This is a genomic window from Leifsonia sp. SIMBA_070 (genome assembly GCF_046534635.1).
Lineage (GTDB): Bacteria > Actinomycetota > Actinomycetes > Actinomycetales > Microbacteriaceae > Leifsonia.
In genome coordinates, this window is the sequence record NZ_JAWRYK010000002.1 from 557,495 (window position 1) to 571,605 (window position 14,111).

At 71.5% G+C, this 14,111-nt stretch carries 13 protein-coding genes; 1 reads left to right on the plus strand and 12 read right to left on the minus strand.

What is annotated here, in order from left to right; all coding sequences use genetic code 11:
• Positions 1–36 precede the first annotated feature (36 nt).
• The gene (locus SB754_RS18510) at positions 37–1,704 is read left to right on the plus strand and encodes a cell wall-binding repeat-containing protein (RefSeq protein ID WP_410783869.1); all 1,668 of its coding nucleotides are present in this window, start codon (positions 37–39) and stop codon (positions 1,702–1,704) included.
• An 18-nt stretch (positions 1,705–1,722) separates the two neighbouring features.
• Here SB754_RS18510 and SB754_RS18515 read toward each other — a convergent pair whose 3' ends face one another.
• The 12 genes from SB754_RS18515 to SB754_RS18570 form a co-directional block, all read right to left on the minus strand.
• A complete protein-coding gene (locus tag SB754_RS18515; protein ID WP_410783870.1) occupies positions 1,723–3,861 on the minus strand; it encodes a S9 family peptidase in 2,139 nt (712 codons plus the stop codon).
• A 51-nt stretch (positions 3,862–3,912) separates the two neighbouring features.
• Positions 3,913–4,890 (minus strand): zinc-binding dehydrogenase, encoded by a 978-nt coding sequence (locus SB754_RS18520; RefSeq protein ID WP_410783871.1) that lies wholly within the window; start codon positions 4,888–4,890, stop codon positions 3,913–3,915.
• 3 nt (positions 4,891–4,893) lie between these two features.
• Entirely contained in the window at positions 4,894–5,316 is a 423-nt protein-coding gene (locus tag SB754_RS18525) for an organic hydroperoxide resistance protein (protein WP_410783872.1), read from the minus strand.
• 16 nt (positions 5,317–5,332) lie between these two features.
• On the minus strand, positions 5,333–5,815 hold the full coding sequence (locus tag SB754_RS18530; protein WP_410783873.1) for a MarR family winged helix-turn-helix transcriptional regulator: 483 nt from the start codon (positions 5,813–5,815) through the stop codon (positions 5,333–5,335).
• 165 nt (positions 5,816–5,980) lie between these two features.
• Positions 5,981–7,543 (minus strand): FUSC family protein, encoded by a 1,563-nt coding sequence (locus SB754_RS18535; protein WP_410783874.1) that lies wholly within the window; start codon positions 7,541–7,543, stop codon positions 5,981–5,983.
• A gap of 210 nt (positions 7,544–7,753) precedes the next feature.
• Entirely contained in the window at positions 7,754–8,656 is a 903-nt protein-coding gene (locus tag SB754_RS18540) for an ROK family protein (RefSeq protein ID WP_410783875.1), read from the minus strand.
• Positions 8,653–9,495, minus strand: a complete 843-nt coding sequence (locus tag SB754_RS18545; RefSeq protein WP_410783876.1) for a copper homeostasis protein CutC — start codon at positions 9,493–9,495, stop codon at positions 8,653–8,655. The genes SB754_RS18540 and SB754_RS18545 overlap by 4 nt, the downstream gene beginning before the upstream one ends.
• A complete protein-coding gene (locus SB754_RS18550; RefSeq protein WP_410783877.1) occupies positions 9,492–10,520 on the minus strand; it encodes an asparaginase in 1,029 nt (342 codons plus the stop codon). The genes SB754_RS18545 and SB754_RS18550 overlap by 4 nt, the downstream gene beginning before the upstream one ends.
• Entirely contained in the window at positions 10,513–11,496 is a 984-nt protein-coding gene (locus SB754_RS18555) for an amino acid ABC transporter permease (RefSeq protein ID WP_410783878.1), read from the minus strand. Before SB754_RS18555 ends, SB754_RS18550 begins: the two co-directional genes overlap by 8 nt.
• Entirely contained in the window at positions 11,493–12,137 is a 645-nt protein-coding gene (locus tag SB754_RS18560; RefSeq protein ID WP_410783879.1) for an amino acid ABC transporter permease, read from the minus strand. The genes SB754_RS18555 and SB754_RS18560 overlap by 4 nt, the downstream gene beginning before the upstream one ends.
• A 94-nt stretch (positions 12,138–12,231) precedes the next feature.
• On the minus strand, positions 12,232–13,170 hold the full coding sequence (locus SB754_RS18565) for a glutamate ABC transporter substrate-binding protein (RefSeq protein ID WP_410783880.1): 939 nt from the start codon (positions 13,168–13,170) through the stop codon (positions 12,232–12,234).
• A 76-nt stretch (positions 13,171–13,246) separates the two neighbouring features.
• Positions 13,247–13,999, minus strand: a complete 753-nt coding sequence (locus SB754_RS18570; protein WP_410783881.1) for an amino acid ABC transporter ATP-binding protein — start codon at positions 13,997–13,999, stop codon at positions 13,247–13,249.
• Between the last annotated feature and the right edge of the window lie 112 nt (positions 14,000–14,111).

The following is a 14,111-nucleotide window of genomic DNA, read 5'->3' on the forward strand; positions in this document are numbered from 1 at the left end:
AGGGGCCTCCCGGGGGACGCGTCGCGAGGAGTCTCGATGAAGGTCCGTCTCGCCGCCGGTGGAGCCGGGCTCGCCGTTCTCGCCGCTGCACTGCTTCCTGCTGCGCCCGCCTCCGCCGGGGTGGTGCTCCCGCTCGCACCCGTCGGCTCGATCGATACGGTCGCCGTCTCCTACGACACGGGGGGTTCCGCCCCGACGCTCCACCTCACCGGCTGGGCGGCCGACCTGAACGATCGCGGCGCCAACGGGCTCACCACTGCAGGAATCGAGTTCACCGCCGCGTCGCCGGGAGGCGCGCGCGTCTCGATCGGCTGGGCGGAGCATTCCGACTTCGCCTACCCCCGGGCCGATGTTCCTCGCGTCTACCCGGCCGCCGGCCCCAACCAGGGCTTCGACATCCACACCGGGCGGCTTCCGATGACCGGCCCGGTCAACGTCTGCGCCCGCCTCTACAACATCAACGCTCAGCCGTATACCGCGGTATTCACCTGCATCAACGTCACCGTGCCCTCTGCGCGTCCTCCGGCGGCCTCCATCAGCGGCTCGGCGGTCGCCGGCTCACCCCTGACGGTGGCGCTCGCCGCCCCGAGCGGCGGCACGGACAGCTACGCCTGGACGAGCTGGAACCCGAACGGCGGGAACCCGTCCGGGTACGTCGAGCCGATCCCCGGAGCCACCGCCGCCACGTACACCACGGCACTCGGCGACGTCGGCCGGGAGCTCCGCGCCATCGTCACCAGCCGACTTCCTGGCGTGACGATCGAGCAGCAGACGGACCCGGTGAACGTCACCTTCCCGCTCACGGACGGCTGGACCCGGGTCGCATCCAGTGACCGCTTCGCGACCTCCGTCGCGGTGTCCCAGAGCGCCTTCCCCGACTCCGCCGCGGGCGTCCCGGTCGCCTACATCGCCTCGGGCGTGACCTTCCCGGACGCGCTCTCGGCCGGTGCGGCGGCCGCCAAGCAGCACGGCACGCTGCTCCTGACCCGGCCCGGCGCGCTCGACGCCGGTGTCGCCGCTGAGCTCGTGCGGCTCCACCCGCAGAAGATCATCGTGGTGGGCGGCGTGCAGGCGATCACGGAGGACGTCGTCGCACAGCTCCGCGCCCTCCCGTTCGAGCCGGACGTGGTCCGCATCGGCGGGGCCGACCGCTTCGTCGTGTCGCGGGCGATCATCGACGACGCCTTCGGCCGGAACGTACCCGACCTCTACCTGGTGACCGGCAACGCCTTCCCCGACGCGCTCTCCGCGGCCGCCGCTGCGGCTCAGACGGGACGTCCTGTGCTGCTGGTGAACGGGTGGATGGCCGCCGCAGACGCTGCGACGGCCGACGCCCTCCACCGCTGGGGCACGACCCACGTGACCGTCGTCGGCGGGTCGGACGTCGTCACGAACGGCATCGCGTCGAGCCTCGGCGTCGCGGTCGACCGCGTCTCAGGGTCGGATCGTTTCGCGACCGCTGCCGAACTCGCCCGCACGCTCCCGCGCACCGGCGTGACGTACATGGCAAGCGGTCTGAACTTCCCGGATGCCTTGACCGCAGCGGTGCTGGCGGCAGCGCATCCCGGACCGCTCCTGCTCGCGACCGGATGGTGCGCTCCGGTGACCGCCCTGTCGGCCATGCGCGACACGGGCGTCACCCGACTGGTCGCCGTCGGCGGAGACGCGGTGCTGAGCACCGACTCCTGGTACTACGCCTGCTGAGCCCTGCGGCCGGATGCGTCACTCGCCGGACGGGTGCGCACCGACGACGTCGAGCAGCCACGCCAGCGCGAACGCCCGCTCCCGCCACGCGGCGTAGCGCCCGGACACACCGCCGTGGCCGGCGGCCATCTCGATCTTGAGCAGGGCGTCGGCCTCCACCTCGCGCAGCTTCGCCACCCACTTGGCGGGTTCGACGTAGAGGACGCGGGTGTCGTTGAGGCTCGTGATCGCGAGGATGCGCGGGTAGCGCGTGTCGTGCACGTTCTCCAGCGGTGAGTACGACTTCATGTAGTCGTAGACCTCCGGGTCGTGCAGCGGGTCGCCCCACTCGTCCCACTCGATGACCGTGAGGGGAAGCGAGGGGTCCAGGATGCTGGTCAGCGGATCTACGAAGGGCACCTCGGCGAGGATGCCGGAGAAGTCCCGCGGCGCCAGGTTGGCGACAGCGCCCATCAGCAGACCACCGGCGCTGCCGCCCTGGGCTGCCATGCGCGACGGCTCCGTCCACCCCCGGTCCACCAGGTGGCGAGCGGCCGCGACGAAGTCCGTGAACGTGTTCTTCTTGTGCAGCTTCTTGCCGTTCTCGTACCAGAGCCGCCCGAGCTCGCCGCCGCCGCGCACGTGCGCGATGGCGAAGACGACGCCGCGGTCGAGCAGGCTGAGGCGCGGGATGCTGAACGACGGGTCCATGCTCGCCTCGTACGACCCGTAGCCGTAGAGCACCAGCGGCGCCGGCTCGCCCGGCGTGACCAGGTCGTTGCGGTAGACGAGGGAGATCGGGATGCGCGCACCGTCCGGTGCGGTGGCCCACTCCCGGCGCTGCTCGAACAGCGAGGGGTCGAAGCCGCCGAGGACGGGCTGCTGCTTGCGCAGCGCCAGCTCTCCGGTGCGCACGTCGTAGTCGTACACGGTCGACGGCGTCACGAAGCTGCCGTAGCCGATGCGCAGGAACGGCTGTGTCCATTCGGGGTTGCCGGCGACGCCGACCGTGAACAGCTGCTCGTCGAAGTGCAGCTCGTGCGGGGTGTCGTCGCCGGGGTGGTCGCCGTGAGTGTCCGGAACGCGGGCGACGGCGACTCGCGTCATCCCCTCGCGTCGGTACTCGACGCTGACGAAGTCGCGGAACGCATCCACTCCATCCAGCCTCACGGCGGGGTCGTGCGGGAGCAGCACGCGGCGGGCGCCCTGCGGGTCGTCGGCGGCGACGCTGACCAGCTCGAAGTTGACGGCCTCGTGATTGTGGACGATCAGCAGCCGGTCGTGGCCGCCGACCACGGCGTGCTCGACGTCGTATTCGACGCCCTCGACGCGCGGCCACACCACCGTGAACTCCCCGGTGGGGTCGTCGGAGCGGAGCAGCCAGGCCTCGCTGGTGATGTTGGAGCCGGCCTCGATCACCAGGAACCGGCGGCTGCGAGTCAGGCCCACGCCGATCCAGAAGCGCTCGTCCGGCTCGTGGAAGACCTCGACGTCGTCGGTTCCCGGCGCATCCCCGACGCGGTGACGCCAGACGGTGTCCGGCCGCCACGACTCGTCCACGGTCGTGTAGAAGATGTACGCGCCTGTCTGGTCGAACAGCGCACCGCCCGCCGTGCCCGGGATCTCGTCCGGGAAGGAGGCGCCGTCGTCGACCAGCGAGCGGACCCGGATGGTGTAGCGCTCGTCGCCCTCGGTGTCGACCGCCCACAGCAGGCGGGTGCCGTCGGCGCTGACGTCGAAGCTGCCGAGCGCGTAGAAGTCGTGGCCCTCGGCCTCCGCGTTGTCGTCGAGCAGGATCTGCTCGCCCGGGAGGCCGCTGCGCTGGGCCTCCTCGTCGAGCGTCGGAGGGACCCAGTCGTCGGCGGAGGCGATCGGCGCACGGCAGTGGATGCCGTACTGCTTCCCCTCCACCGTGCGGGTGTAGTACCACCAGTCGCCCTCGCGCATCGGGACGCTCAGGTCGGTCTCGCGTGTGCGCGCCTTGATCTCGTCGAAGAGCTGCTCCCGCAGCACGGCCAGGTGCTCGGTGCGCGCGTTGGTGTAGGCGTTCTCCTCGTGGAGGTGGGCGACCACCGCCGGGTCGTCCTTCTCGCGCAGCCACTCGTAGTCGTCGACGTAGACGTCGCCGTGGTGGGTGCGTTCGACGGGCTTCTTCGCGGTGACCGGCGGGGTGAGCATGAGTTCAGGCTATCTGGCTCTGCTCACCCCGTCGTGGTCCGCACCAGGCGCTCAGGGGCGCAGCAGCACCTTGCCGACGCGGCCCGGCCGATCGCTCGCGGAGACGGCTGCCGCGATGTCGTCGAGCCCGTGGATGCCCGCGACCGGGAGTGTGAGGGTGCCCTCCTGGATGCGGGCGAACAGCTCCTGGAACAAGCGGTTGCGCTCGTCTGCGGGCATCTCGCGGCTGACCACGCTGCCCCAGAAGCCCTTCACCGTCGCCTGCTTGAAGATGATGTCGCCGGAGGCCAGCTCCAGCGTCGGCGACGCCATCGCGCCGAAGACGACGAGCGTCCCATTCACGGCCAGCGTCGAGAGGACGTCGCCGGCGGCGCTGCCACCGACGGAGTCGACGCCGACACGGATCGGCGCGCCGTCCGTGATGGCGGCCAGCTGCTCCCTCCAGTCGTCGCCGTCGGTGGCGATCACCCGCTCGATGCCCTGGGCGCGGAGCTCCTCGACGCCCGCGGCTCGACGGACCAGGCCGACGACGTTGACGCCGCGCGCCGCGCCGAGCTGGGCGACCATGCGGCCGACCGCGCCGTTGGCGGCGTTCTGGATGAGCCACTCGCCCTCGGCCAGATCGAGGGACTCGAGGAGGCTGATCGCGCTGAACGGCATCGCGACCAGCTGGGCGGCTGCCTCGTCGGGCAGCGCATCCGGGACCGGGATGAGACCGCCGGCGCGGGCGACGAAGTACTCGGCCCACACGCCGAACGTGCCGCCGGTGACGACCCGCTGACCGACCGTGAGCGTGTCGACGCCCTCGCCGAGGGCATCCACGACACCGAGCGCCTCGGTGCCGGCCTGCGCGGGCAGTTCCGGCTTGAAACCGTACGTGCCGCGTACGGTCCACAGGTCGTGGTTGTGGATGGGTGACAGCAGCAGCCGGAGGCGCACCTCGCCAGGCCCGGGCTCGGGGAGCGGACGCTCTTCGACGGCGAGGACCTCGGCCGGGTCGCCGAAGTCGCGATGGATCAGAGCTTTCATGGGTCAGTCCTCCGAGACCGTGATGGTGACGTCGATGTTCCCACGCGTCGCGTTGGAGTAGGGGCACACCTGGTGGGCGGCGTCGGCGAGGGCCTGCGCCTGCTCCGCCTCGACACCCGGAAGGACCACCTCCAGGAGCACCGCGAGCTGGTAGCCGCCGTCGCCGTTCGGACCGATCTCGACCCGGCCGCCCACCGACGAGCCGTCGAGCTTCACCTTCTGGCCGCGGGCGACCGCCTGCAGCGCCGAATGGAAGCACGCCGCGAATCCCGCGGCGAACAGCTGCTCCGGGTTCGTGCCGGCGCCCGACCCTCCCATCTCCTTCGGGATGGCGAGATCGAGGGCGAAGGAGCCGTCGCTGGTGGCGACGCGGCCGTCACGGCCCGCTCCGGTCGACAGGGCTTCAGCGGTGTAGAGCGTGTTCATCAGTGCCTTTCGGTGTTCAGTTCTTCGCGGGGACGGTCTGCTGCGCTGCGGTCTGCTGCGCTGCGGTCTGCTGCGCCGCGGCGCGCATGGTCTCCGTGATGTTGTGCAGTGTGTCGATGAGCGCCATGGCGGCCTGCTGGTCGGGCAGGCCGGTGCCCGCCGCGATCCGGGCCGGGATGTGCGCGAGCTGCGGACGCAGCTCCCGCCCGCGCTCGCCGATCGTGACGGTCACGACCCTCTCGTCGCTCTCGCGGCGCTCGCGCCGGACCAGCCCGGACTGCTCCATGCGGCGCAGGAGCGGGGACAGCGTCCCGGAGTCGAGCTGCAGGTGCTCGCCGAGCGAGCCGACGCTCTGGTCGCCCTCCACCCACAGGGTGATGAGCACCAAATACTGCGGATACGTCAACCCCCACGGCTCGAGCAGGGCGCGGTACGCCTGCGTCGTGGCGCGCGTGGCGGCGTAGAGCGAGAAGCACACCATCTCATCGGTCACGGGCATACTCCGATGGTTGCACACAACTAAATTGTGCGCAACCTACTGTCTGTATCCGATCTCGTCGAGGTGCACCTTGTTGCGCACTCCGACGGCGTGTCGACCGCAACGAGGTGCCCCTCGACGAGAGGGGGGACCGGGGAGGAGGTGGGGACCCGCGGCGGGGACGGGTCAGGAGGAGGAGGGGGAGGCGAGGGTGCGGGCGACCGTGTGGAGGGCGGCACCGATGCGGTCGAGGTCGACCGGCTCTGCGAGGCTTCCGCGAGCCCGGCGGATGGTGGTGCGGAGGTGGTCGTCATGGGGGCGGTTGTCGCCGGCGGCGGAGGTGGAGCAGGACTGGGCGAGGTGGGTGTCGAGGGCGGCGGGAAGGGCGCCGGCCGCCTCGATGCAGTCGATGGGGAGGGTCGCGCGGCCGGTGGGCACGGGACGTGCGCGATGCAGCAGGCGGGTCGCCCGGTGGGCCGGAGCCAGCTCCTCCAGGCGTACGGCGGAAGTGCGGAATGCCGCGAGGGCGGCGGTCCGTCGCTCAGCGTCGTCCGGCTCGGAATCGACGACCGCCGCGAGCGCGACGAGCAGCTCCGACAGTCTCCGCCGGAGCACGTCGATGCTCCGGACGGGCAGGATGAACCAGCTGGCCGCGATGCTGAGCGCGGCTCCCACGACGATCGCCAGCATCCGCTCGGCGAGCATCCCCACCTCCCCGGTCAGCGCCGCCGTCCCCGTGAGCTGCTGCAGCAGGGAGAGCACCAGCGTCACCGTGAGCGCCCAGAACGCGTAGCTGTAGGTGCGGAGCCAGGTCCCGGCGAAGAGGGCGACGAAGATCACCGCGACTCCGGCGAACCCGGAGGCGTGCGGAGCCGCCGCCGTCAGCGCGACCGCACCGAGCGTCCCGGCCAGGGCGCCCAGGATGCGCAGCGCGCTCCTGTGCAGAACGTCGGCGCGCCCCCGGTTCCCCGAACAGACGAGGAACGCCGTCAGCACCACCCACATGGCGTGCTCGGGAAAGACGATCCAGCCGACCACGAAGGCCGCTGCGAGGGCGGAGGCCATCTGCAGCGCCATCCGCGTGCTCGCGGGGAGCCGGCGGCGCGCCGCGGCCCCACCGGCGCCCGCAGGGCGCGTCGGAGGCGACCCGTCGGCGTTCGCCGGGAGCGGGCGGCGTGGGGCCGCAGCCGGTGCGATCGCGTCCGTCGTGGCCGGCGTCCGGTCCGGAAGGAGCAGCAGCACCTCGCGGCCGACGGCGACCCAGGCCGTCGCCACTACACCGGACAGCAGGACGAGCGCGGCCGTCACCCACGGCTGCACGCCGGATTGTGGCTGGATGGGCGCGATCAGCATCGCCGTGAACGGCAGCGCGACGAGGCGGCCCAGCCGCGACAGTCGCGGACCGAACCGCCGCAGCCAGATCGGGATGCTCATCCCGGCGACGAAGAGAGCCGCCCCGACCGGCGGCGCCGTGACCAGCAGCAAGCCGACCACCCCGGCGAGGAGGCCGACGACAGGAAGCGCGACGGCCGACCGCGCGAACTCCGCCCGCGAGGCGAACGTGCGCCGTCCGAGGCTGAGCGCCACGACCGTCGCCAGAACGGCGGCGCTGCTGGTTCCGCTTCCCGCGCCGCCCTCCAGGACCGACCCGAGCCACCACACCGTCGCGCAGGCCCCCGCCGCCGCGGCCGTGACCACGAGCGCCGTCGCGCCGTCCGCCAGGTACGCGCCGGCCCGCCGTGTGCTCACCGCCACATCCTCCCACCGCCGCCGGCCCGCCGCCGCCGGCTCGCCGCCGCCACGCGCCGGCCACCGGGCGCCGCCCCACGCACGAACGAGTGGTCCCGACACGCCGTTACCCGTGGTGCCGTAATGGCATGTCGCGACCACCAGTTGCCGATACGACGATCCATGGGATGCGTCAGGGCGCGGCAGTGCACGCAAGCGGGCACGCGCGGGTCAGCGCGCGGCGTCGAACGCGAGCAGGGCGGCGCCGGTGCGGCCCGCGTCGCCGCCGAGCGCGCTGCGCACGACGGCCGGCCGCTCGCGCCACGCGAGGCCGGCGGACATGCGGTCACCCAGCGGTCCGAACAGCGCATCGCCGGCGTGCGACACCCCGCCGCCGAGCACGATCAGCCCGGGGTCGAGCAGCAGGGTCAGGATGTTGAGGCCTTGGGCGAGGACGTCCAGCGCCTCCGACCAGATGCGGTCGGCGAGCGGGTCCGTCCCGAGCCGGTCGACGATGCGCCGGGTGCTGAGCGCCTCGCCGCCCGCCGCACGGTAGCGCCGGGCCACGCCGGCGCCCGACATGTACACCTCGAGGCACCCGCGCTGACCGCAGGTGCACGGCTCGCCTCCGGGGACGACCGGAATGTGCCCGAACTCGCCGGCGGCGCCGGTCGCGCCGGTCACAGCGCCGCCGGACGAGACCAGCGCGGCTGCGACGCCGGTTCCGATGGGCACCAGGGCGAAGTCGCCGAAGCCGCGAGCCGCGCCGCTGTTCCGCTCAGCGAGACCGGCGGCGCGCACATCGTGCCCGACGGCGACCGGGAGGCGGAGCTCCGAACGCAGGATGTCGAGCAGCGGCACATCCCGCCAGCCCAGGTTGGAGGCGTAGTGCACGATCCCGCGCTGCTCGTCGAGCATGCCCGGTGTCGCAACACCCGCACCGACCACGTCGTGGCCGTCGTCGGCCGCCGTGCGCCGCAGGTCGGCGAGCATCGCGACGAGAGCAGTGAGGATGCCGTCGGCCGGGGTCGCCAGCGTCGACTCGGACACCGTCGCGCCGTCCTCGGTGACGACGGCGCCTTTCATCGCGGTCCCGCCGAGGTCGACGGCGAGGACCACCGGGAGTGCGCTCATGCGCCGCGCTCCGTGTCGGCCGCATCGACGGCAACCTCACCGCCACCCGCAGCAGCAGCAGCAATCGCAGCAGCCCCAGCACCTGCCGCACCCGCAGCACCCGCACCGCCACCCGCAGCCTCCACCACCGCCCGCACGACCCGGCCCGACGTGACCTCCCGTTGGCCCCGGTCGTACGCCGTCGGCGCCGCGGCACCGACCGTCGCGACCGGTTCCTGCGCGCGCAGGTGCACCTCCCGAACGCCCGTCCGCGACACGACCTCGCCGACGTTCGCCGGGCGGACCCCGCCACCGGCGAGCACCGTGATCCGCCCGCCCGCCTGCTGCACCAATCGGGCCAGCTCGTCCGCGCCCTCCAGGGCCGTCGGCGCCCCCGCGGAGGTGAGCACCCGAGCAACTCCCAGGGCCACCAGCTGCTCGAGCCCCTCGGACCGGTCCGCGAGCTGGTCGAACGCCTTGTGGAACGTCACTGGAGCATCGCCGCAGGCCGCGACCAGTCGCCGGGTGGCATTCACGTTGATCCGTCCGTCCGCGCGCAGCGCCCCGATGACGAACCCGAGGACGACCCCCGACGGGTTCGGGAGGGAGCGCAGCGAGTGGATGTCGTCCACCATCACCTGCAGTTCCTCCTCGTCGTACACGAAGTCGCCCGGCCGCTGCCGGATGAGGACCTGGATGCCGATCCGCGTCGCCGCTCGCAGCGCCCCCGCGACTGTGCCGACCGACGGAGTGATCCCTCCTTCGCCGAGCGCAGCGCACAGCTCGACCCGATCCGCCCCGGCCTCCTCCGCGGTGCGAACGCCGGAGAGGTCATCCAGGCAGATCTCGACGACGGTCACGCGAGGCGCTCCAGCCCGAGGTTCAGGTCCGTGCCGAGCTCGATCGCCCCGACGGGCACGCCGCCGCCGAGCACCGGAAGGTCGATGAGGCTGCGGGCGTCCCCGATCGGCGTGCCGAGCGCTTCGAGGACCCGCAGCGCGATCAGGGTCGTCGCCCGCGGACTCCCGTCGACGATCTTCATGGCCACAGCCGTCCCATCCGCGGCGGCAACGCCGATCACGCCCTCGGCGCCGCCCTTCGCGAGCGCTCCGGGGACGGTCTCCATCAGGGTCGTGTTCTGGTGGCCCGAGCCGCCGACGTAGTAGGGATGCGAGCGCATCGCATCCGCCACCGCGCGCTCCGGCGTGCCCTGCGCAGCCTGCACCAGACGGCCGAAGGCGCGGGCGATCCCGCGCACGCTCGTGCCGAACAGCGGAGCGCCGCAGCCGTCGATCGCGTCGTGCCCGACCGGGACGCCGGTCAGCTCGGCCATGGTGGCGCGGATGTGCCGCTGCAGCGGGTGCGCCGGGTCGAGGTAACCCGCCGTCGGCCAGCCGTTCGTCGCGGCGGCGAGAAGCATCGCGGCGTGCTTGCCCGAGCAGTTCATGCGGACGCGCGAGCGCCCTTCGCCGTCGCGCAGCATCCGCTCGAACGTCGCCTCGTCCTCCGGCCGGTCGACCGGGCAGCCGAGTGCCTCGTCGTCGACTCCTGCGCGGGTCAGCAGCTCGCGGACCAGGCGCACGTGCTCGTCCTCTCCGGTGTGGCTTCCGGCGGCGATCGCCAGCGACGGGCCGGCCAGCGGCGCCCCGGCAGTGAGGCAGCCGAGAGCCTGCAACGGCTTGACGGTGCTGCGGGGCAGCACGATGGCATCCGGGTCGCCGAGCTCGATCAGCGGCTCGCCTGCGGGGTCGAGTGCGACCAGGCTCCCGAAGTGCCGACTCTCGATCAGGCCGGATCGGCGCACCGCCGCGAGCTCGGCGAGCGCGGGCGCGGCCGCGCGGCCGGTCGACGACGGGAGGGAGGCGGTGGGCGCGGCGCTAGACATGGTCGCCTTTCGGGGTGTGTGCGGTCGAGGAGTCTGCGCCCGTCCCGTCTTCGTGCTCGACGGCGGCGACCACCGGGAGGGAGGGCAGCACCGGCTGGAGAGTCGGCCGTCGGCGGGAGCCCCGCTGCAGCCGCGAGGCGAAGGCGGACAGGCTCCCGTTCACGATCAGGTAGATCACCGTGACGGCGACGTAGGTCGGGATGAGCAGGTGCAGGTACGAGGCCAGCACCTGTCCGCGGTAGAGCAGCTCGGTGAAGGCGACGATGTAGCCGAGGGACGTGTCCTTCAGGAGGCTGACGAACTGGGTGACCAGCGACGGCGTCACGTTCCGGAAGGCCTGCGGGAGGACGACGTACGTCATCGCCTGCACGGGCCGCATCCCGAGGCTGAGGGCAGCCTCCTTCTGGCCGCGCGGGAGGCTGAGGATGCCCGCGCGGATGATCTCGGCGAAGACGGCCGCGTTGGCGATGGTCAGCGGGACGACCAGCTTCCACAGGGTCGGCAGGTTGATCCCGATCTGCGGCAGGCCGAACAACATGAGGTAGATGACGAGCAGCACCGGGACGGTCCGGGCGATCTCGATGTAAAGCCCGCACAGGAACCGCACCCATTTCACCTGGCTCACCCGGCCGAGGGCGAGCAGCACGCCGAGCACGGCGCCCAGGACCGCGACGATGGCGGCGGCCTCCAGCGTGCCGAGCAGTCCGACGAGCAGGTACTGCCAGATCGGCCATTCGGTGAAGGGGGCCCAGCGCTCGGGCGCCAGCTGGCCGTGCGAGGCGAATTGCCAGAGACCGAGGCCGACGATCACGGCGAACACGAGCACGCTGGCGATCGAGCCGATCAGGATGTTCCTACGCCCGCGCGGGCCGGGCACGTCGTAGATGAAGGCGGCGTCATAGCCGCGGGAGGAACGCCGCGAGGAGCGTCGGCTGCGCACCGGAGCCGGCCGGTCGGGGATGAGCTGCGCGGTCATCGGGCGATCGCCACCTTCCGCTCGACCCAGCCCGCGGCGAGGCCGATGGCGAGGGCGATGGCCATGTAGAGGAGTCCGGCGCTGGAGAAGATCAGGATGGGCTGCGCCGCGACGAGGTTGACCTTGTTGACGGCCGCGGTGAGCTCGACCACTCCGACCGCGGCGGCGAGCGCGGTGTTCATCGCCAGCGCGATCATCACGTTGCCGATCGGTTGGACGACCGCCCGCAGCGCCTGCGGGATGACGACGTACCGCAGCGACTGCCACAGGGTGAGCCCGAGGGCGCGCGACGCCTCGACCTGTCCGACAGGGACGGTGTTGACGCCCGAGCGGACCGCCTCGGCGACGTAGGCCGCCTCGTAGACCGTGAGCACGATGATCGCGGTCGGCGTGAGGGGGAGCAGGATGCCCGCGTCCGGCAGCGCGAACACCGCGAGCAGGAGGAGCGCCAGCAGCGGCACATTGATGAAGAACTGGACGTAGAGGAAGGCCGCGGCCCGCAGCACCGGAATCGGGCTGACGCGGGCGATCGTCACCAGCACGCCGAGCACGATGGACCCGACGCCGGCCACGACGGCCATCAGCAGGGTCGTGCCGAGCGCCTGGACCAACGGTCCCAGGTTGTCGATCAGGGGGTTCATCGTTCTCTCGTCCGACAGTCCGGATGGTGGGGGTGGAAAGGCCGGATGCGCGCGGGCGTGGGGGCCGCCTCCACGCGCATCCGGCCGGTCTGGTTCAGGAGCCGGGGACGGACCCGATCTCCGGAGGCGTGGGAACGGACGAGTCGGTCACGGTGCCGAGCGTGGTCTTCCACGCCTTGCCCCACTGGCCGCCCTTCTGGATGGTCTTCAGCCAGTCGTTGACGAACTTCTTGAAGTCGTCGTCGCCGTGCTTGAGGCCGATGCCGTAGGGCTCCTTCGTGAAGGGCTGGCCGACGACCTTGATCTGCTTCTCGCTGGCGGCGTCGCTGGCGAGCAGGGTGTAGTCCTGCACGTAGGCGTCGCCGCGGCCCTGGATGAGCGCCTGCACGGCGGCCGGGTCCGTCCCGAACGCGGTGATGGTCGCCTTCGGGGCGATCTTCGGGACCTCGGTGACGGCCGGCGTGTTGGCGCCGACGATCACGGTCTTGCCGTCGAGGTCCTTGTAGCTCTTGATGTCCTTGTTGTCGCTCTTCACGGCGACGGACAGGCCGGACTCGAAGTAGGGACCGGCGAAGTCGACCTGCTTGGCGCGCTCCTCGGTGATCGTGTACGTGTTGAAGACCACGTCGACCGTGTCGTTCTGCAGCATGGCCTCGCGGGTCTCGGAGGCCGGCGGCACGATCTCCACGTTCGGCTTGCCGATGATGTAGGTGGCGAGCAGCTTGGCGAGCTCGGCGTCGAAGCCGTTCACCTGAGAGGGGTCGGTCGGGTCCTGCTGCGACAGCAGCGGGGCGTCGAGCGCCTCGGCGACGATGAGCTTGCCGCGCTTCTTGATCTTCTCCATGGTCGAGCCGGAGAGGATGAGGTCGGACTTCGCCACCGGGGCGCCGGCGAGGACGGAGTCTCCGGACGCGGTGGAGCTGGCGTCGCTGCCGGGCAGTGCCGTGTTTCCGGAGCAGGCGGTGACGGCGAGCGTCACGGCCGCGAGCAGGACGCCGGCGACGGCGCTCTTCCTGCGGAGGCTGCGGGTCATGGGATGCATCCTTTTCTGATCTGGACGGGGTGTGATGTGTGGAGCAGGTGGTGCGCGGCCTTGTGCGGTCGGGTTGTCAGTGCGACAGCACGGAGGCCAGGAACGACTGCGCTCGCGCGGTGGCGGGCGAGTCGAAGAACTGTGCGGGCGGGGCCTGCTCGACGATCTGGCCGCGGTCCATGAAGACGACGCGGTCGGCGGCCCGTCGGGCGAATCCCATCTCGTGGGTGACGACGATCATGGTCATGCCCTCCTTGGCGAGCGAGGTCATCACGTCGAGCACCTCTCCCACCATTTCGGGGTCGAGCGCGCTGGTGGGCTCGTCGAAGAGCATGACCTTGGGCTGCATCGCCAGGGCGCGGGCGATCGCGGCGCGCTGCTGCTGCCCGCCGGAGAGCTGGGCCGGGTGGCTGTCGGCCTTCTCGGCGATGCCGACGCGGTCGAGGAGCTGCATCGCCTGCTCGCGGGCCGCATCCTTGCTCAGCTTGCGGACCTTGAGCGGGGCGAGCGTGACGTTCTCGAGGATCGTCCGGTGCGCGAACAGGTTGAAGGACTGGAACACCATCCCGACCTCGGCGCGGAGCTTCGCGAGCGGGGCACCCTCCTCGGGGAGGAGCTCGCCGTCGACCCGGATCTCGCCGGAGTCGATGGTCTCCAGTCGATTGATGGAGCGGCAGAGCGTCGACTTGCCGGATCCGGACGGGCCGACCACCACGACGACCTCGCGCTCGGCGACGTCGAGGTCGATGTTCTGCAGCACGTGGAGGTCACCGAAGTGCTTGTCGACGGCGCGCAGACTCACCATCGGCCGTGCGTCCGTTGCTGTCATCGCTTTCCTTGCATCGTCGTCGGGCAGGTTTCGACGAGCGTACTAAGTACCGGGCGATAACCGCAATATCGAATTTAGTTAATGCGAAATCGAACGAAGTCGGTACAGTATT

Coding starts and splice junctions, on each gene's coding strand:
- SB754_RS18510 (WP_410783869.1), top strand. CDS start 37: ATGAAGGTCCGTCTCGCCGCCGGTGGAGCCGGGCTCGCCGTTCTCGCC.
- SB754_RS18515 (WP_410783870.1), bottom strand. CDS start 3,861: ATGCTCACCCCGCCGGTCACCGCGAAGAAGCCCGTCGAACGCACCCAC.
- SB754_RS18520 (WP_410783871.1), bottom strand. CDS start 4,890: ATGAAAGCTCTGATCCATCGCGACTTCGGCGACCCGGCCGAGGTCCTC.
- SB754_RS18525 (WP_410783872.1), bottom strand. CDS start 5,316: ATGAACACGCTCTACACCGCTGAAGCCCTGTCGACCGGAGCGGGCCGT.
- SB754_RS18530 (WP_410783873.1), bottom strand. CDS start 5,815: ATGCCCGTGACCGATGAGATGGTGTGCTTCTCGCTCTACGCCGCCACG.
- SB754_RS18540 (WP_410783875.1), bottom strand. CDS start 8,656: ATGAGCGCACTCCCGGTGGTCCTCGCCGTCGACCTCGGCGGGACCGCG.
- SB754_RS18550 (WP_410783877.1), bottom strand. CDS start 10,520: ATGTCTAGCGCCGCGCCCACCGCCTCCCTCCCGTCGTCGACCGGCCGC.
- SB754_RS18555 (WP_410783878.1), bottom strand. CDS start 11,496: ATGACCGCGCAGCTCATCCCCGACCGGCCGGCTCCGGTGCGCAGCCGA.
- SB754_RS18560 (WP_410783879.1), bottom strand. CDS start 12,137: ATGAACCCCCTGATCGACAACCTGGGACCGTTGGTCCAGGCGCTCGGC.
- SB754_RS18565 (WP_410783880.1), bottom strand. CDS start 13,170: ATGACCCGCAGCCTCCGCAGGAAGAGCGCCGTCGCCGGCGTCCTGCTC.
- SB754_RS18570 (WP_410783881.1), bottom strand. CDS start 13,999: ATGACAGCAACGGACGCACGGCCGATGGTGAGTCTGCGCGCCGTCGAC.